Source organism: Bacillus sp. FJAT-53060 (genome assembly GCF_037104745.1).
GTDB classification, from domain to species: Bacteria; Bacillota; Bacilli; order Bacillales; family Bacillaceae; genus Bacillus; species Bacillus stratosphericus_B.
Map to the genome: position 1 here is coordinate 1 of NZ_JBAWSW010000013.1, position 18,837 is coordinate 18,837.

The 18,837-nt window shown below is 39.7% G+C and carries 24 protein-coding genes and 1 pseudogene; 1 reads left to right on the forward strand and 24 read right to left on the reverse strand.

The genetic code is table 11. From position 1 onward, the window contains the following. The coding region (locus tag WAX46_RS06890) for an IS3 family transposase (RefSeq protein WP_336493554.1) at positions 1 to 256 on the forward strand (256 nt) is incomplete at its 5' end. Between the two features lie 36 nt (positions 257 to 292). Here WAX46_RS06890 and WAX46_RS06895 read toward each other — a convergent pair. From WAX46_RS06895 to rplF, 24 genes and pseudogenes are all read right to left on the reverse strand, one after another. Beyond that, positions 293 to 656 (reverse strand): annotated as a pseudogene (locus tag WAX46_RS06895) (helix-turn-helix domain-containing protein); the annotation flags it as partial. A gap of 128 nt (positions 657 to 784) precedes the next feature. Continuing rightward, a complete protein-coding gene (locus WAX46_RS06900; protein ID WP_226567678.1) occupies positions 785 to 1,006 on the reverse strand; it encodes a GNAT family N-acetyltransferase in 222 nt (73 codons plus the stop codon). 357 nt (positions 1,007 to 1,363) lie between these two features. Then, entirely contained in the window at positions 1,364 to 5,716 is a 4,353-nt protein-coding gene (locus WAX46_RS06905; protein ID WP_336493555.1) for a type ISP restriction/modification enzyme, read from the reverse strand. Between the two features lie 43 nt (positions 5,717 to 5,759). Next, the gene (locus WAX46_RS06910; RefSeq protein ID WP_336493556.1) at positions 5,760 to 5,894 is read right to left on the reverse strand and encodes a restriction endonuclease; all 135 of its coding nucleotides are present in this window, start codon (positions 5,892 to 5,894) and stop codon (positions 5,760 to 5,762) included. Positions 5,895 to 6,543: 649 nt separating this feature from the next. Then, a complete protein-coding gene (gene rpsI / locus WAX46_RS06915; RefSeq protein ID WP_007496354.1) occupies positions 6,544 to 6,936 on the reverse strand; it encodes a 30S ribosomal protein S9 in 393 nt (130 codons plus the stop codon). Positions 6,937 to 6,956: 20 nt separating this feature from the next. Continuing rightward, entirely contained in the window at positions 6,957 to 7,394 is a 438-nt protein-coding gene (gene rplM / locus WAX46_RS06920) for a 50S ribosomal protein L13 (RefSeq protein WP_226567675.1), read from the reverse strand. 164 nt (positions 7,395 to 7,558) lie between these two features. After that, positions 7,559 to 8,302 (reverse strand): tRNA pseudouridine(38-40) synthase TruA, encoded by a 744-nt coding sequence (gene truA, locus WAX46_RS06925; protein WP_226567674.1) that lies wholly within the window; start codon positions 8,300 to 8,302, stop codon positions 7,559 to 7,561. Between the two features lie 11 nt (positions 8,303 to 8,313). Continuing rightward, positions 8,314 to 9,111, reverse strand: coding sequence for an energy-coupling factor transporter transmembrane component T family protein (locus WAX46_RS06930; protein WP_226567673.1), 798 nt, complete (start codon positions 9,109 to 9,111; stop codon positions 8,314 to 8,316). Continuing rightward, entirely contained in the window at positions 9,108 to 9,977 is an 870-nt protein-coding gene (locus tag WAX46_RS06935) for an energy-coupling factor ABC transporter ATP-binding protein (RefSeq protein WP_336493557.1), read from the reverse strand. The genes WAX46_RS06930 and WAX46_RS06935 overlap by 4 nt, the downstream gene beginning before the upstream one ends. Next, positions 9,953 to 10,795 carry an energy-coupling factor ABC transporter ATP-binding protein gene (locus tag WAX46_RS06940; RefSeq protein ID WP_226567671.1) on the reverse strand — a complete coding sequence of 281 codons (843 nt, stop codon included), beginning with the start codon at positions 10,793 to 10,795 and terminating at the stop codon, positions 9,953 to 9,955. Before WAX46_RS06940 ends, WAX46_RS06935 begins: the two co-directional genes overlap by 25 nt. A gap of 123 nt (positions 10,796 to 10,918) precedes the next feature. Beyond that, positions 10,919 to 11,281 carry a 50S ribosomal protein L17 gene (gene rplQ / locus WAX46_RS06945; protein WP_003216944.1) on the reverse strand — a complete coding sequence of 121 codons (363 nt, stop codon included), beginning with the start codon at positions 11,279 to 11,281 and terminating at the stop codon, positions 10,919 to 10,921. 75 nt (positions 11,282 to 11,356) lie between these two features. Continuing rightward, positions 11,357 to 12,301 carry a DNA-directed RNA polymerase subunit alpha gene (locus WAX46_RS06950; RefSeq protein ID WP_226567670.1) on the reverse strand — a complete coding sequence of 315 codons (945 nt, stop codon included), beginning with the start codon at positions 12,299 to 12,301 and terminating at the stop codon, positions 11,357 to 11,359. 175 nt (positions 12,302 to 12,476) lie between these two features. Continuing rightward, a complete protein-coding gene (rpsK, locus tag WAX46_RS06955) occupies positions 12,477 to 12,872 on the reverse strand; it encodes a 30S ribosomal protein S11 (protein ID WP_008356548.1) in 396 nt (131 codons plus the stop codon). A 20-nt stretch (positions 12,873 to 12,892) separates the two neighbouring features. Further along, entirely contained in the window at positions 12,893 to 13,258 is a 366-nt protein-coding gene (gene rpsM, locus WAX46_RS06960; RefSeq protein ID WP_003217023.1) for a 30S ribosomal protein S13, read from the reverse strand. A gap of 21 nt (positions 13,259 to 13,279) precedes the next feature. After that, a complete protein-coding gene (gene rpmJ / locus WAX46_RS06965; protein ID WP_003156543.1) occupies positions 13,280 to 13,393 on the reverse strand; it encodes a 50S ribosomal protein L36 in 114 nt (37 codons plus the stop codon). A 31-nt stretch (positions 13,394 to 13,424) separates the two neighbouring features. Then, entirely contained in the window at positions 13,425 to 13,643 is a 219-nt protein-coding gene (gene infA / locus WAX46_RS06970; protein WP_003178377.1) for a translation initiation factor IF-1, read from the reverse strand. A gap of 313 nt (positions 13,644 to 13,956) precedes the next feature. Beyond that, complete coding sequence (gene map / locus WAX46_RS06980; protein ID WP_226567668.1) at positions 13,957 to 14,703, reverse strand: type I methionyl aminopeptidase; 747 nt, start codon at positions 14,701 to 14,703, stop codon at positions 13,957 to 13,959. Then, entirely contained in the window at positions 14,700 to 15,353 is a 654-nt protein-coding gene (locus WAX46_RS06985; protein ID WP_226567667.1) for an adenylate kinase, read from the reverse strand. Before WAX46_RS06985 ends, map begins: the two co-directional genes overlap by 4 nt. A 54-nt stretch (positions 15,354 to 15,407) precedes the next feature. Next, positions 15,408 to 16,700: a preprotein translocase subunit SecY gene (gene secY, locus WAX46_RS06990; RefSeq protein ID WP_226567666.1), complete on the reverse strand. Its 1,293-nt coding sequence runs from the start codon at positions 16,698 to 16,700 to the stop codon at positions 15,408 to 15,410. A gap of 1 nt (position 16,701) precedes the next feature. After that, the gene (gene rplO, locus WAX46_RS06995) at positions 16,702 to 17,142 is read right to left on the reverse strand and encodes a 50S ribosomal protein L15 (RefSeq protein ID WP_226567665.1); all 441 of its coding nucleotides are present in this window, start codon (positions 17,140 to 17,142) and stop codon (positions 16,702 to 16,704) included. Positions 17,143 to 17,172: 30 nt separating this feature from the next. Then, positions 17,173 to 17,355, reverse strand: coding sequence for a 50S ribosomal protein L30 (rpmD, locus tag WAX46_RS07000; protein WP_003217067.1), 183 nt, complete (start codon positions 17,353 to 17,355; stop codon positions 17,173 to 17,175). Positions 17,356 to 17,368: 13 nt separating this feature from the next. Beyond that, entirely contained in the window at positions 17,369 to 17,869 is a 501-nt protein-coding gene (gene rpsE / locus WAX46_RS07005; protein WP_007496332.1) for a 30S ribosomal protein S5, read from the reverse strand. A gap of 24 nt (positions 17,870 to 17,893) precedes the next feature. Continuing rightward, complete coding sequence (gene rplR, locus WAX46_RS07010) at positions 17,894 to 18,256, reverse strand: 50S ribosomal protein L18 (protein WP_226567664.1); 363 nt, start codon at positions 18,254 to 18,256, stop codon at positions 17,894 to 17,896. 32 nt (positions 18,257 to 18,288) lie between these two features. Beyond that, positions 18,289 to 18,825, reverse strand: a complete 537-nt coding sequence (gene rplF, locus WAX46_RS07015) for a 50S ribosomal protein L6 (protein WP_226567662.1) — start codon at positions 18,823 to 18,825, stop codon at positions 18,289 to 18,291. Positions 18,826 to 18,837: the final 12 nt, after the last annotated feature.

Consider the following 18,837-nt stretch of genomic DNA (forward strand, 5'->3'; position numbering starts at 1 on the left):
TGAGGCCTTAAAAACCTTTCAAATCAAACGCTCCTTAAGCTTCAAAGGGTCACCTTATGATAATGCCGTCGCTGAAGCGATGTTTAAGGTTATTAAAACTGAATTTGTGAATCATGCCCATTTTGAAAAACAAGCACAACTAGATATTGAACTTTTTAATTATGTGCACTGGTACAACCACATCAGAATCCATGGGACTTTGGGCTATTTAAGTCTAGTTGAATACAAGTCTAGGAACCTTAAAAAAGCTGTCTAGTTTAGTGTTGACAATACACTGTTTCCCCATGGGTTATTGAGGGATGGCCTCGTATTGGCGGGCCATTACCTTCTTCTAATCTGGTAGATTTCCCTAATATCTTTAACATATGATCTTACAGTACTTCCCCCGACCGCTAGGGCGGGGGATCTCTCTAGTAGCCAATCATGTATCTGTGCAGCACTTAAGTGAGGATACTCTTCTAACCAGGCAAGTATCCAGTCCTTATAGCTGTCTAATTTCTTTTTTTCCCAACAGGTTGTTCAGTATAAGTTTTCGCTTCCTCAAAAGTCATCTGTAAATACTTGTAGACAGTGGGTCTTGAGATCTTAAGCTCTTTCGCAATTTGAGCTACTTTAAACTTTTGTTTATGAAGATCCTTAATTTTCAAATACAACACTAATTTCTTCTCCAAGTTCCTAACCTCCAGTAAAATAACGTCATTAACTATTTTACTAAAGTATTAGACTGATTGAGCAAAAGTGTAAAATCCTATCAAGCAAAAAACTGTTAACTCTATTCTAGCGTTTACATATGCCCAATGCATGGATGATCTTCTTTTAATAGGACAGCAAAATTCTTAGCTGTTTCATCACCATTATTTTTGACAAATTCCTTCGCATCTTCTTTAGAAAAAACATCTTCCGGAATATACTTCATCACTGCCGGATCAGATGTATATACATAGACATCCTGCCAATCATCCTCAGTAAACGGTCGAATGAGACATCTTTCTGTCGTTAGATTCATAGGACAACCTCCATCTTTTTAAACAGAAAATTTCTATACTCATATTTTATACGTATCTAAGAGGAAGAGACCAGTCATGATCTATCCACATAAAAAGCACCAGCAAATCTGATGCTTTTGTTATACGGTTTGTCTGTAACAAACCTTTGTAAAACGTCCATACAATATAAAATTGATTAACGTTTTGAGAACTACCAGTTAAGGAAAATGCTTTTTCATCAATATTTGTCAGTATAAATAATAGGTTGTAAGGATAAAATCAGCTATCGATACCATTTTGAAACGTAAAAGATGTTAGTTGAATACAAATTCTTCAAAACCCTCTACATTTGTATTAGTTATATGTAGATTTGTCTTTCAATCAATTATTTCCATCAGTGGTAAGCTGTTTACTAAATCAACAGTTTGAACAGATACATTGATAATTGATAACAACAAATTAAGAACATATTTAGGATCGTCAGAAAACTCATTAGGATCATCAGTAATTCCAGTTTTTTTATCAGTTTTCACTTTATATTGATCTATAATCCATTCAATTGCCGGTCGGCCATTAACAACATATTCATAGGCTCTTTCAGGAATGTTCTTAACAGTAATGTCTTCATTAAAAATAATTGTATCGAAATTATGTTTATTTGGATGTTTCATTTTCTTAACACGATAGCTTGGCTCAGCGCTAGTAAATTTAACCTCGACTCCTTCCCAACTTGGTTGACTCTCATAATTCAAATGTAAGTGAGCAAGTTTACGCCCAATTTCAACATATTTGTCTTTATTTTTAAGCAACGGAATGCGTGGTAATGCTTTTTTCAAATCGTATGCATATTTTTGTCGATAATCTATTGAATGGAGTACACTGTAAACATAATAAAAAGTGTCCTCTGGTGACATACCTGAGATACCATTAAGGTTCAGCGATTTATCAAACAATGAATCTCCATGTGAAAGTTCATTTAACACAAAGCCTTGACCCTTATCTTCAAGTGCAGATTCTACCGGTATATTTGTCATAATTGCTGAATATGCCTTATTAATTCCTCGTCCAGTTGAAAATATCATTAGATTATCGAAATTATGGAATTTACCTGGATATTCTACTATTCCACGTGAATAGTAAAGGTGTTTTTTTGTAAATGGACGATACATAACTTCGATTATATTTTGCGGATCATAATCAATTCGTTCTTTACGATCAACATATTGCCATAGCCCTCGACTCCATTTAATTCTCTTCTCATCGGTAACAACTTGCTGATGGTTTCCACCATTCTCAATAATCTTACGTGATTCTTCATAGGCATCAAGTAATATCTGCACATTATTTTGAAGAGATGATTTTCCAAAATTCACTACCCAAGCATCACGTTTGGTTCCAATACCAGAAATACGTGAATGGAATATCTCCCCGTCCATAGCTTTATAACTCAAATAATTCTCATCACGCTGATTAATCCAGTCATTATTCTTATCAGGTATCACAATATCCCAATTAATACCATAAACTGATTGCCTATCTCTTAAAATTTTTAATTTTTCATCACGACTGAGATAATCCCCAATCTCATGATAATATATCTCATGATTATCTGAGCCGTCTTTTACCAAAATACTTATAGCAATAGGTGTACGACTACCCGATCCAAAAATTTTTCCACCTTCTTTACGAGAAAACTCCCCCTGAGTTCGTTGATCACCTCGTAAATTAAAAATATAAAGATAATTGAATTCTTCGTGAAGAGATTTGCGAAGACCATCTGTATTTAAGCCGTCTATATAAGAACCGTTAGATACGAATCCAATAACACCTTTTCTTTGAATTCTATTACTTGCCCATCTAAATGCTTGAATATATGAATCGTAAAGAGTGTTTTGAGCTCGCCCACTTGAATTTTTAGCATACGTATCTAAAATTGACTTCTGCAAAACCGGATACTGTACTGATTTTGCATCAGAATTTACATCCTTTTGTCCAATAGAATAAGGTGGATTTCCAATTATCGCAGTAATCGGTACCTCTTGTTGCTTTCTCAAGCGGTCATCATTAGTTCCGAAGTATGAATCATCAAGTGTATCTTCATTTTCCATACTCTCAAAAGTGTCTGTTAGAACAATCCCTTCAAATGATTTATACCCACCATGTTTGATCTCATCAAAAGTTGCTTCAATATTAATTGCAGCAATATAATAACTCAGTAGTACAATTTCATTGGCATGAAGTTCTTGAGTATATTTACGAATTATATCAACCAAAGTTATTTCACCAATGTCCATCTTTGATTTTAAATACGACAAAGTTCGTACAATAAAGGTTCCTGTTCCTGTAAAAGGATCAAGAATGTGCACACCCTCATCAGCAATTGTCTTCCTGAAATATTTTTTTAATACATCATCAACTGATCTAACAATAAAATCAACAACTTCAATTGGTGTAAACACTATACCTAGCCGTTCTGTAGTTGATTTGAAACCAGTACTAAAAAACTTATCATACAATGTAATAATAATCTTTTGTTTAGCTTCTGCATTATCTATACCACTAGCTCTTAATTTTACAGATTCATAGAAAGGAATCAGTTCTTTTTGTTCCTTTTCAAAACCGTATTTCGAAAATTCCTCAATAATCTGTTCCATAGAGGAACCAACTGGATTATTTCTAACAAAACTGTATTCATCAAATAAAGCTTCAAAGATTGGTAAAGTAATCAAATGTTGTGCCAACATTTCTATAGCTTGATCATAAGAAATAGATTCATTGATATTATGACGCAAACTTGAAACAAACTTATCAAACGCTTTTTTAGCTTCTGAGTTCTGCTTGATAATGATTTCAATATAATTCATATGTCTTCTAGCAATCTTTGCTACATCTGCTGACCAGTCTTCTAAATAACGTCTATCCCCAACTTTTTGGACAATTTTCCCATAAATAGCTCCTTCTACTTTTTCCCATTCTAAGTCTAAAGAAGTCTGATAAGCTGTTTTCTCCTCACTGATTCTATCTTTTTGATTAAAGTTAGGCTCATCTGGTGCAGTTCCTACTCCAATTAAATTAATATTATCTGGTTTGGTTTTATTAAGCTGCAATTTGTTTACAGTTGCTTCAAAACGTTCATCTACTGATCGCAAAGCATTTAAGACTTGCCAAATTACATCATATGTTTTGTTATTGTCTAAAATGGTTTCTGGCGTTTCTCCGGCAGGTATTACGATGGGTAAAATAATGTACCCATATTCTTTGTCAGCCGATTTACGGATAATCCTCCCAACAGCTTGAACAATATCTACTTGAGACTTCCTAGGTGATAAGAAGATGATTGCATCCAGATTAGGAACATCAATTCCCTCAGTAAGAAATCGCACATTGGATAGAATTCGAGCTGAATTATCAGGTATATTTTCACTAGCTAACCAATCAAGCGCTTCGTTCTTCTCTAATGCGTTCATACCTCCGTCAACATGTCGAACTTCTGCACGATAGCCTCCTTCTAAGTTTAGATAATCATTAACAACATTTTCAAACTGATTAGTAATTTTTTGACTGTCCTTAATCGTCCTAGAAAAGGCTATCGCACGTTTCATAGGATCACCACTTACTTTATTTGAAAATGTTTCTCTCTTGATCATGCCATTCCAAATACCGATAATCCGACCAATATCATCAATCCCTAACCCATTTTCGGGATCAGCAATTGATTTTTGCATATCTTTTTGAATAACGGTTTCATCAACAGCAAGTACCATCAATTTATAATCTGTCAAATAGTCTTGTGAGATCGCATCTCCAAAACCCAAACGATAAAACACTTCACCATATCTTTCTGGGTCATCCATACTAGAGATAACCACAGAAGATGCCTCTGCTCTTTTTTTAGCTTCTGCTCCATATAATTTAGGGGTTGCTGTTTGATAAAGACGTTTGTTTCCTTTAACATTATTATCAGAATGAACTTTTTGAAATGCGCTATCTTCTTCTCCTAATGCAGTGGCTCCGGTCGTTCTATGCGCTTCATCAGCAATTATTAAGTCAAATTCAGGAAATCCATGTTTTTGCGCATTGCCTAAAACATCTATTGATTGATATGTCCCAAACACAACAAGTAACTCCGTTTTATCCTTTTTTGATAGCTCCATATAATTTGAAACAACTTTTTTATATGAAGTAGTAGCTGGATAACCAATATCACTGGCTCTAGTAACCAAATTAGTTTCATCTTGATTTATTTTCCCTCTACTTGCATTTCGATCACTTGTTACAGCCATTGAGGAGATTGACATTTCAGAATCATTATTCCAACCTCTTAGAGTCTGTGTTAATAATTGAATACTTGGAACCAAATATAAAACAATAAACTGTTCCTTATTTGTCTTTTTTGCCAATGCTTCCGTCAACTTTAAACTAGTAAATGTTTTTCCAGTACCAGGAGCCATAATTAACTGCCCCCGATCTTTTTTTTCAAAATAAGTTAAGGCAGCATTTATAGCATCCTGTTGATACTTACGAACTTTTTTTGCTTTTCTAACCTTTACTTCTTCAGGGCTAGCAAAAGAAAATTGATTCCAATCAATCTGAGAACTCCTCAAATCAGATAAGCCGATTCTTATAACGTCTTCTCTATCCGCTAATGCCTGTTCAGCATTTTTCCCCCATTTATCTGTAGTACTAACGATAATTCCTGATGAAAAATAAGAACGTCCTAATTCTCCCAAGAAAGAATCAATATTAGATTTTTGAACAGTACCTTCATAGAACTTAGCCTGAATAGCTGACTAGTTCACCAGTACGTTTTTGTGCAACTAGATCGACCCCTGTATCAATATGAGAGATTCCCAGGTCTAATGGTACTTCATTTAACATCCAAACATTTGTAAACTCATTCTTATACATGGGCTCATTCTTTAAGTAGGCTTGAACAATATACTCAAAATAAGTTCCCCTTAACCTCTGGCTATCGGATATTTTGTTAATTTGATTAATAAGATTGTTAAGGCTCAAATTTCAATTGCACCCTTTCTTAACTTGGTATTTTTTAATCAACTTCAACATGCAAATTAACAAATATGTTAAATGAAATAGTTTTTCTAAGAATACTGACTTTCTAAAATTTTTTAAAGGTAATCCAGTCACAAATTTAAAAGTTTAATAAATTTGTTTCTTACTAAAAAGGAATTACCTATAAATAACATGGGTATATATCCAATGGGATAAAATTTTTATTCGATTTAATAATTAATTAGCCCTGCTTAAAGTCACTTTTGAGCAAGTAATTAAGTTTCAAAATCAAACAGCTCCACTTCATTGAAAACTATTTCTTAAAGAGAATAGTTTCTTAGTGTAGCTTTATCTAAAAATAGGAAGGACTACAAACTGTAGGAACCTATTTATAGGTACTAAGCTAAGCAGATAGAAAATATAAAGATTCAGACAGCAAAGGTATTCTTATTACCAGAAAAAAGCACCAGCAAAATGCTGATGCTTTTTTATATAGTTTGTCTGTAACAAAACTTTGTAAAACGTCCATACAATATAAAATTGATTAACGCTTCGAGAACTGAGGAGCTCTACGTGCGCCTTTAAGACCGTATTTTTTACGCTCTTTCATACGAGAGTCACGAGTAAGAAGTCCAGCACGTTTAAGTGGTGTACGGTACTCAGGATCTACTTCTAGAAGAGCACGAGAGATACCGTGACGAATTGCTCCAGCTTGACCAGAGAATCCACCACCGTGAACATTTACAAGAACATCGTAGCTGTTAGCTGTTTCTGTGATGTTCAAAGGCTGTTTCACGTCTTCGATTAAAGCAGCGAATGGAATGTATTCAGTAATTTCACGATTATTAACGACGATACGGCCTTCACCTGGAACTAAGCGAACGCGCGCTACAGAACTTTTACGACGACCTGTACCGTAATATTGAACCTGTGCCAAATTGTTAACCTCCCTTATAATTAACCGCGAAGTTCGTAAACTTCAGGTTGTTGTGCTTGATGTGGATGCTCAGAACCACGGTACACATTTAATTTTTTGAACATTTGACGACCTAGTGGACCCTTTGGAAGCATACCTTTGATAGCAAGCTCCAACATTTTTTCAGGGTAGTTTGTACGCATCTCAAGAGCAGTTCTTTGTTTCAAACCACCTGGGTGCATTGTGTGACGGTAGTAAATTTTGTCCGTCAATTTCTTACCAGTTAATTCAATCTTCTCAGCATTGATGATGATGACGTGATCACCTGTATCAACGTTTGGTGTATAAGTTGGTTTATGCTTACCGCGCAAAAGTGATGCTACTTCAGTAGAAAGACGACCTAGAGTCTTGCCTGCCGCATCAACAACTAGCCATTTGCGCTCAATTGTGCTTGCGTTCGCCATTGGTGTTGTACGCATGAGTTTCCCTCCTAAATAAATCAATGATTTTTCCTTGAATCAAATGCTACGTTCTATTTCAAAACACAGATAAGTTTCCGGGGCTTATTTGTGGGGTTGAAATACATACCATATGATATCTTATAACTTTCTGCTTCCTGTGTCAAGAACATGTTACACCTGGTTTAGTTGTCATAGAAAACTTCCCATAAATACAGTCCGTGACTAGGCGCAGTCTTGCCTGCCACTTCGCGATTTCGCGCGGCAAGCATGGCTTTTATCTCTTCAGGGTGAAATTTACCAGATCCGATTTCAAGTAACGTCCCAGCAATAATTCGCACCATGTTGTATAAAAAACCATTTCCTTTCACACGCATTTCAAGCCCATCTGAGACGTTTTTCCACTCGAGGGCGTAAATATCCCTCACCTTGTCCTGAACCTCTGTATTGGCCGCACAAAAGCTTGTGAAGTCATGTGTGCCAATCAGGTGCCCAGCGGCTTCTCTCATTTTGTCGACATCTAGCCGGTAAGGATAGTGGCAGGCATACTGTCTCGTAAACACATTTTGATGCGTTTCCGTTGAGACTCTATATCGGTACTCCTTCGAAACGACACCAAATCTTGCATGAAACGACTCATCCACTTCCTCAGCCTTTAGAACACGAATGTCATCTGGCAGCAAGCTGTTAAGGGCAAAAGGCCATCTCTCCATCGTGATGGCAAGCGGGGTGTCGAAATGGATGACCTGCCCCTTTGCGTGAACACCGCTGTCCGTCCGGCCAGAAGCCACAATCGGAATCAGTTCATCCTGTTTATGCATTCTGGCAAGGGCAGACTCAATCTCCGTTTGTACGGTTCGCTGCCCAGGCTGCACCTGATAGCCTTTAAAATGTGTTCCATCGTATGATACAGTACATTTTACTTTCATCTAGGCATCACCTAATTTCTAAAAAGCACAAGGAGTGCTGTTAACAGGATGAATAGAAGCAGCGTGAACGTGTCTTTCGTGCCCCAGACAAGCTGACGGTATTTCGTACGCCCTTCTCCCCCTCGATAGCCTCTCGCTTCCATAGCGGTCGCCAATTCCTCCGCACGCTTAAACGCACTGACGAAAAGCGGGACAAGCAACGGAACAATCGCTTTTAAACGATCTTTCACTGGTCCGCTAGTAAAATCAACACCTCTTGCCATTTGTGCCTTCATGATTTTGTCCGTCTCTTCGAGTAAAGTCGGAATAAACCGAAGAGAGATGGACATCATGAGAGCAAGCTCATGAACAGGCAGTTTGATTTTACGGAAGGGGTGCAGCAGCTTTTCCATGCCATCTGTCACTTCTATAGGCGTTGTGGTTAACGTTAGAAGTGTCGTCATCATGATGAGATAGACAAAACGGAGTGAGATGAATATCCCCTGCTTTAAACCTTCTTCATAAATATTCAGAAAACCAAAGTGAAATAGCAAGGCGCCATCCTTTGTCATGAAGATATGCAGAATAAAGGTAAAGAGGACAATCCATAGGATCGGCTTCATTCCTTTGAGAATAAAGTAAAGCGGCACCTGAGAAAACATCACCACAAGGATCGTAAAGACCCCTAAAAGCCCGTAAGTAATGTAGTTATTAGCAAAAAAGACAATAAAGACGAAAAAGAAAATTGATAACAGCTTTGTCCTTGGATCAAGACGATGGACAAAGGATGAACCTGGCACATATTTGCCGATAATCATACTATCCATCATGATGACGTGTCCTCCTGATATAGAGCTGTTAAGGCTTCTGCCATTTCTTTCATAGTTAAAAGCGGCCTTGGAAACGCAATGCCCAGCTTTTCTTCTAAGGCCTGCTGGAATTTAATCGTTTCCGGGAGGTCGAGACCGAAAGAAGACATGTCTGTGCGATTGGCAAATAGCTCTCTCGGCGTACCTGTCGCCTTTACTGTTCCTTTATGCATCACAATCATTTGATCCGCATAATGAGCGGCATCCTCCATACTGTGTGTAACAAGGATCGTGGTCAGATTTGCTTTTTGATGAAGCTCATAGAACATGTCCATGATTTCTTTTCGCCCGCGTGGATCTAATCCTGCAGTCGGCTCATCAAGCACAAGCACTTCTGGCTCCATAGCTAGAACACCTGCAATCGCCACGCGTCTCATTTGACCCCCGCTTAATTCAAAAGGTGATCGAGATAATAAGGATTCAGGCAGGCCTACGAGCTTCAGCATCTCCTTTGCCTTGACTTCTGCCTTCTCCTGAGGAACGCCAAAATTCATTGGACCAAAACAGATATCCTTCAGAATGGTCTCCTCAAAAAGCTGATGCTCAGGAAACTGAAACACGATGCCTACTTTTTTCCGAAGGGATTTCAAGTCCTTCTGCTTTTTATTGGCTTGTAAGACCGTATCTCCAAGCGCAATGCTCCCTTTTGTTGGTTTGAGCAACCCATTTAAGTGCTGCAGCAATGTGGACTTGCCAGAGCCCGTATGACCAATGACAGCGACATAGCTGCCTTCTTTGATGGAAGCATTGACATCATACAAAGCGAGACGCTCAAACGGCGTTTTCATTTGATAACGATGCTCTAATTCTTTGATCGTAATGTCCATAGCTCTTTCACCAATCCTTCTTGTGTCAAATGGGCATTTGCAAGTGGCACACCTTGCTGCTTTAATTGCTTGCTCAACCGGTAGCAAAATGGCAGATCAAGTCCGATCTGAACCAGCTGTTCATCTAGTTCAAATACTTCCTCTGGTGTTCCCTCGGCAAATTTCTTGCCACCGTTCATCACAATCACGCGATCTGCTTTCGCAGCCTCGTCTAAATCATGTGTGATGGAGATGACCGTGACCGTTCCTTGTTCCTTCAGCAGTCTGACGGTCTCTAACACTTCTTCACGGCCAATCGGATCAAGCATTGATGTTGCTTCATCCAAGATCATGATGTCAGGGCTTGCGGCAAGCACACCTGCGATGGCTACTCTCTGCTTTTGCCCGCCTGATAGATGGTGCGGCTCTTGATCAAGAAACTCCTGCATACTGACCTGTTTGACAGCCCAATCTACACGTTCTATCATCAATTCCCGCTCAACCCCGTTATTTTCTAAACCAAAAGCCACATCATCACGAACCGTTGAGCCAACGAATTGGTTATCTGGGTTTTGAAAGACCATTCCAACTTTTTTGCGGATATCCCAAACACTTTTTTCTTTCAGCTCAATCTCACCAACCTTGACCGTTCCAGCATCCGGTAAAATGAGCCCATTCAGTACGCGGGCAAGTGTGGATTTACCTGAACCGTTGTGACCAACAATGGCGAGCCATTCATTTTGATTCACATGCAATGATACTTGATCTAAAACGGGCTTGTCCGCATCTTTGTGATAACGAAATACAATGTCTTTTACGTCAATTAATGTCTTCCCCATCTCTACCGGACCTCCTCTCAGCTCAATCTCTTCTTTGCTTATTCCTAAACAGCCGTAGTATCTAAAAAAGGGCATAGATCCAGTTTGAACTGTCCCGCCCTTTCTTAGATACACGATATGTGATTAAACTAATTCAATGACAGCCATTGGTGCGCCATCGCCGCGACGAGGTCCAAGCTTCATGATACGAGTGTATCCACCTTGGCGATCTTCGTAGCGAGTTGCAACGTCAGCGAACAATTTTTGAAGTGCATCTTGGTTCGTTTCAGCGTTAGCTACTTCGTTACGAATGTAAGCTGCAGCTTGACGGCGAGCATGAAGATCTCCGCGTTTGCCAAGAGTGATCATTTTTTCAACTACAGAGCGAAGTTCTTTCGCACGTGTTTCAGTTGTTTCAATGCGTTCGTTGATAATCAAATCAGTCGTTAGATCACGAAGCATTGCTTTACGTTGTGCACTAGTGCGTCCTAGCTTTCTGTATGCCATGTGATGTCCCCTCCTTAATTAGAGATGCTGTATGAATAAAAAACACACGAAAATCCTAGTTCACAATGAAACTAGTCAATCGTCTTTACGAAGACCCAGTCCAAGTTCTTCTAGTTTCGCTTTCACTTCTTCAAGAGATTTACGTCCAAGGTTACGAACTTTCATCATATCCTCTTCTGTCTTGTTAGCAAGCTCTTGAACAGTGTTAATACCCGCACGCTTCAAACAGTTGTAAGAACGAACAGAAAGATCAAGCTCTTCAATTGTCATTTCAAGCACTTTTTCTTTTTGGTCTTCTTCTTTTTCAACCATGATTTCTGCATGCTGAGCTTCGTCAGTTAACCCAACGAATATATTAAGATGTTCAGTTAAAATCTTAGAACCTAGAGCGATCGCTTCTTTCGGTCCTGTGCTTCCATCAGTCCATACATCTAGTGTTAGTTTATCATAGTTTGTAATTTGCCCAACACGGGTGTTTTCCACTTGATAAGTCACACGAGATACAGGTGTATAGATTGAGTCGATCGGAATCACGCCGATAGGCTGATCGTCTCTTTTGTTTGCATCAGCAGGATTATACCCACGACCTCTTTGTGCAGTCAAACGAACACGAAAGCTCGCATTCTTGCCAAGAGTTGCGATGTGAAGATCTGGATTTAAGATTTCAATATCGCTGTCGTGTGTAATATCAGCAGCTGTTACAGCACCTTCATCTTGTACATCAATTTCAAGCGTCTTCTCTTCTTCAGAGTAAATTTTGAGTGCAAGCTTTTTAATGTTTAAGATAATTGTTGTAACATCTTCAACCACGCCTTCAATCGTTGAGAATTCGTGTAAGACACCATCTATCTGGATCGATGTTACAGCTGCACCAGGAAGTGAGGATAAAAGGATACGACGAAGGGAGTTCCCTAAAGTGGTACCATATCCACGCTCAAGTGGCTCTACGACAAACTTGCCATACTTGGCATCATCGCTGATTTCAACCGTTTCGATTTTTGGTTTTTCAATTTCGATCATCTAATAAAACCCTCCTTCAAAACGTCGAAACCTCGAATAGAATCATATAAGATTCCATCCGAAATTCCTCATTGTTTAGTCCCGTATGTGCTCAGGCAACGAGTCGTGTATTCGTCTCATAAATAACTGTATCATAACCCATTATTGACAGGGACACAAAATCTATACAAACAAATTACACGCGGCGACGTTTTGGCGGACGGCATCCGTTATGAGGAACTGGAGTTACGTCTCTGATTGCAGTAACTTCAAGACCTGCAGCTTGAAGTGCACGAATTGCAGCTTCACGACCAGAACCAGGACCTTTAACAGTTACTTCAAGTGTTTTAAGACCATGTTCGATAGAACCTTTAGCAGCAGTTTCAGCAGCCATTTGTGCAGCGAAAGGAGTAGATTTACGAGAACCTCTGAATCCTAATGCACCAGCACTTGACCAAGAAATTGCGTTTCCATGAACATCAGTAATCGTTACAATCGTGTTGTTGAAAGTGGAACGGATATGAGCGATTCCAGCTTCAATATTCTTTTTCACGCGACGTTTACGCGTATTTGATTTACGAGCAGCAGCCATTCTTTAACTACCTCCTTTACTTATTTTTTCTTGTTAGCTACAGTACGACGCGGACCTTTACGAGTGCGTGCGTTGTTTTTTGTGTTTTGTCCACGAACAGGAAGTCCTCTACGATGACGGATTCCGCGGTAGCTTCCGATTTCAATTAGACGCTTAATATTAAGTGAAACTTCACGACGAAGGTCACCTTCTACTTTAAGTTTGTCAATGATATCACGGATTTTACCAAGTTCGTCTTCAGTTAGATCGCGAACGCGAGTGTCTTCAGAAACACCTGCTTCTTTAAGGACTTGTTGAGCAGTCGTACGACCAATTCCAAAAACATATGTTAAAGAAATGACAACACGCTTATCACGTGGAATATCTACACCAGCAATACGAGCCATGATTTGGGCACCTCCTTGTTATTAGCCTTGTTTTTGTTTATGTTTTGGGTTTTCACAGATCACCATTACTTTTCCTTTTCTGCGAATCACTTTACATTTTTCACAGATAGGTTTAACAGATGGTCTCACTTTCATGTGTTTCCAACCTCCTTCTTCCGGAGTTGCTTTATTTGTAACGGTACGTAATTCTACCACGAGTTAAGTCATATGGAGATAATTCTACCGTAACTTTGTCTCCAGGTAAAATGCGAATGAAGTGCATACGGATTTTTCCTGATACATGCGCTAAAACTGTATGACCATTCTCTAGTTCAACTTTGAACATTGCGTTTGGCAGAGTTTCAACTACAGTACCTTCCACTTCAATTACATCGTCTTTCGCCATTCAAGTGTTCTCCCTTCTTCAAATCAGTAACTTGCTCTCTGATAAATGTCCAAAAGAGATTATCTCAATTGTCCATCTATCACCCGACCTGTTTTGAATATACTGTTCTGAACTTCCGGAGATACGCAATCATAAAAGGTTAAATGATTGATATTTTTTTCTTAGGAGAATGAAATTTACGCTTTTCTCCGTCTGCGACTAGTACATGGCAGCCACCGAACATGCCGCTGAACAACTGTATACTGATCTTGTTCTTTCCTTGGACTATACAGACAACCTGCCCGATTTGGGCTTGAAAGGCTTTAGTGAAGACCTAAATCTTAGTCAGTATATCAAAACCTGTATCTGTAATCGCAATCGTATGCTCAAAGTGAGCACACTTTTTCCCATCAACCGTTACAACCGTCCAGTTATCAGCCAGTGTTTTCACATATCGGCTGCCTGCGTTCACCATCGGTTCGATGGCCAACACCATTCCAGGTTTTAGCCGTGGGCCTTTGTTAGGCGGACCATAATGAGGAATTTGAGGGTCCTCATGAAGATCCTGTCCGACACCATGTCCAACATATTCTCTAACAACTGAGAAATTCTCACCTTCAACATACGTTTGTATGGCATGGGAAATGTTTGACAGACGTTCGCCTGGCTTTGCTTCCTGTAAGCCTTTATATAGAGATTCCTCTGTGACTTCCAGTAGTTTGCGGTCCTCATCACTGATTACCCCAACTGAATAAGTCCAAGCAGAGTCACCATGATAGCCATTTAACTTTGCACCGATATCGATACTAATGATGTCTCCATCACGTAAAACCCGTTTACCAGGAATACCGTGAACGAGTTCTTCATTCACCGAAACGCAAATGCTCCCGCGAAAACCATTATACCCTTTAAAAGATGGGATTGCACCCTGCTTTGTCATAAAACATTCGGCAATTTGATCCAATTCTTTTGTCGAAATACCTGGTTTTATGTGTTTCTTGAGCTCTTCATGAGTCAGTGCGACAATGCGTCCAGCTTCTCTCATAATGTCAAGCTCGCGAGGAGTTTTACAGATAATCATTTATTTAATCCCCCAAGCAGATCCTTGATATCTGCGTATACATCGTTAATGTGCTTCGCACCATCAATGTTTGCAAGATATCCTTTTTCTGAATAGAAGTTCAGTAAAGGCTCAGTCTGCTTTAAGTTTACTTCAAGTCTCGTCGAAACGGTTTCTGCATTATCATCTGCACGTTGATAAATCTCGCCTCCACACTTGTCGCAAACATTTTCTTTCGCAGGTGGATTGAATACTAAATGATATGTCGCTCCGCAATTTTTGCAAATTCTTCGGCCAGTCAGACGCTCCATCAAGGCATCTTTATCGACTTTAATATTAATGACATAATCAATCGTTCTGCCAAGGTCCTTTAGAATGTCTTCTAAAGCTTCAGCCTGAGCGACTGTTCGCGGAAATCCGTCCAGAAGAAAACCTTGTTCACAATCATTCTTGCCAAGTCTTTCTCTAACAATACCGATTGTGACCTTATCAGGAACAAGCTCTCCCTTATCAATAAAGGATTTTGCTTCGAGCCCAAGTTGTGTCTCCTCTTTTATAGCAGCACGGAACATATCTCCTGTTGAGATATGAGGTATCCCATAATCATCAACAATTCGTTCTGCCTGAGTGCCTTTGCCAGCACCCGGAAGCCCCATTAAGACTAAGTTCATTTCGGATTTCCCCTTCCTTACTAGAGAGGTTGGGCAGGAGCCCAGCCCTCTGTTTTATTTCATAAATCCACGGTAGTTTCGTTTCACTAATTGGCTTTCAAGCTGTTTCATTGTTTCAAGTGCAACACCTACAACAATGAGAAGACTTGTGCCGCCAATTTGTGCAGCCGAAGGTAATCCAGCGAATTGAATGAAAAAGATAGGAAGTATTGAAATCACGGCTAAGAAAATGGCGCCCACAAAAGTGAGTCGGTACAAAATGCTCGTAATTCTATCTTGAGTCATTTTCCCTGGACGAACTCCCGGGATATAGCCACCCTGCTTTTGCAGATTTTCAGCCATTTGTTCAGGGTTTACTTGGACAAAGGCATAAAAATATGTGAAAGCAACAATCAGTGCTACATAAATCGTCATACCGATTGGCTTAGTATAGTCAAAGTTGTTAGTTATCCAAGTTGTCACATTATTTGTTCCGAAGAACGATGCGATCGTCTGAGGAGTAATAATGAAAGCAACGGCAAAGATGACTGGTATCACCCCTGCTGGATTCACTTTCAATGGAAGGTGCGTTGCTTGACTAGCAGACATTTGTGCACGACCAGTTCCTTTTGAATATTGAATCGCAATCTTTCTCACTGCCATTTGAATGTATATAACACCTATAACAATGACAAGAATGGCAATCACAATAAGGGCAATTTTAAGGATCTGCATGAACAACTGTCCATCTCCACCTACAAATTGCTGAGCGTACACTTGTTTTAATGTTTGAGGGACACCTGCGATGATACCGGCAAAGATAATAATCGAAATACCGTTACCAACACCGTGAGCAGTAATCTGCTCTCCCAGCCACATTAAAAATGCTGTTCCCGCAGTGAGTACGACCGCAATTAAGAGATACGTTGAAACACCTTGGTTTTCAATCAGCATGCCTCCTGCCATATTGTTGAATCCATACGACATTCCTAGCGCCTGGATAAATCCTAGAACAATTGTAAAATACCTTGTGAATTGTGCTAATTTTCGGCGGCCAACCTCTCCTTGCTTTGACCACTCAGTAAACTTCGGAACAACATCCATCTGCAAGAGCTGGATGATGATTGAAGCGGTGATATACGGCATAATCCCCATTGCAAGAATAGAGAATTGGAAAAGTGCCCCGCCCCCAAACGTGTTGAGAATTCCGAAAACACTCATTTGGTCCTGTGCCTGGAGAACTTCGGCGTTCACATTAGGCACAGGGATGAAAGCACCTATACGAAAGACGACTAACATTAAAAGTGTGAATATAATCTTATTCCGTATATCTTTCACGCGCATAAAATTGGAGATTGTCTTAAACAAGTTAGATCACCTCGGCTGTACCGCCAGCAGCTTCAATCGCTTCTTTCGCAGAAGCAGAGAATTTATTGGCTTTTACAGTTAATTTTTTTTCTAATTTACCGTTGCCAAGAATTTTTACTCCTGCTTTTAACTTGCTTATTGAACCAGTCTCTAGAAGAAGTTCAGGAGTGACTTCCGTTCCTTCGTCAAAACTGTTTAATCTGTCTAAGTTGATTACCGCATAATCTTTACGGTTGATGTTTGTAAAACCACGTTTTGGAAGGCGTTGGAATAAGGGCATTTGACCACCTTCAAATCCAGGACGTACACCGCCCCCAGAACGAGCGTTTTGACCTTTATGACCTTTACCAGAAGTTTTACCGTTACCTGATCCAATACCACGACCAACACGGTTACGTACTTTACGTGAACCTTCTGAAGGCTTCAATTCATGAAGTTTCATTTGGGCACCTCCTTATCAATTAAAAATGTTTTATTGTTCTTTTACAGAAACTAAATGAGACACCTTGTTAATCATGCCGCGGATCGCTGCATTGTCTTCATGTACGACTGTTTGGTTTGTTTTCTTAAGACCAAGAGTACGAACAGTGACACGCTGATCTTCTGGGCGACCGATTACACTGCGTTTGAGGGTAATTTCTAATTTATTTGCCATTATTGTTCCCTCCTTATCCTAACAGGTCTTCTACAGATTTTCCACGAAGCTTCGCTACATCTTCAGCACGTTTAAGTTCACTTAAACCTTGAAGTGTTGCGCGAATCATGTTGATCGGTGTATTAGAACCTAGAGATTTAGAAAGGATATCAGCTAGACCAGCAAGCTCAAGTACCGCACGCACTGGGCCTCCAGCGATAACTCCTGTACCTTCTGAAGCAGGCTTCAATAGAACGTTTCCTGCACCGAATCGACCGATGATTTCATGTGGAATTGTAGTTCCAACCATTGGTACTTCAATTAAATTCTTTTTCGCATCTTCAACAGCTTTGCGGATCGCTTCTGGTACTTCTTGTGCTTTACCAGTACCGAATCCTACATGACCATTTTTGTCACCGACAACAACTAAAGCTGCAAAACGGAAGCGACGTCCACCTTTAACAACTTTCGCTACGCGGTTAACCGTAACTAAGCGTTCTTCTAACTCTAATTTGCTTGGGTCAATACGACTCATTCGGATGTGTCCCTCCTTCTTTTATTAAAATTTAAGTCCAGCCTCACGAGCAGCTTCAGCTAGAGCTTTTACACGTCCATGATATAGGTATCCTCCGCGGTCAAATACCACGTTAGAAATGCCTTTTTCAACAGCACGTTTTGCAACAAGTTCGCCAACTTTCGTAGCAGCTGCAGTGTCAGAACTATTCTCGATCTTTAACTCTTTATCAAGAGTAGAAGCACTTACAAGTGTTACACCGTTAACATCATCAATTACTTGAGCGTAGATATTCTTGTTAGAACGGAAAACATTAAGGCGAGGTCTTTCAGCAGAACCTGAAAGTTTCGCACGAACACGAGCATGTCTTTTAAGACGAGTAGCGTTTTTGCTAGTTTTCGTAATCATCGGAGTCACTCCTTTCTTCACTTTAAGCGGTCTTACTTACCAGTTTTTCCTTCTTTACGGCGAACGAATTCACCTTCGTAACGAATTCCTTTACCTTTGTAAGGCTCTGGAGAACGGACAGCGCGGATGTTAGAAGCTAGAGCTCCTACACGCTCTTTATCGATACCTTTAACGATTACTTTCGTTTGAGATGGAACTTCGATTTCAACTCCAGCCTCAGGAACGATTTCAACTGGGTGAGAGTATCCAACGTTAAGAACAAGTTTGTTTCCAGATTTAGCTGCACGGTAACCGACACCGATAAGTTCTAAACCTCTTTCGAAACCTTTAGATACACCTTCAACCATGTTTGCAAGCAAGCTACGTGTTGTACCATGTAATGCACGGTGTTCTTTATGTTCAGACGGACGGCTTACAGTTAAGACGTTGTCCTCAATTTTAATTTCCATATCAGGGTGAAACGTACGAGTTAGTTCACCTTTTGGTCCCTTTACTGTCACTGTGTTATCGTTCTTTGTCACAGTTACACCTGAAGGGATCTCAAGTAGTTTTTTACCTACGCGAGACATACCAAGCACCTC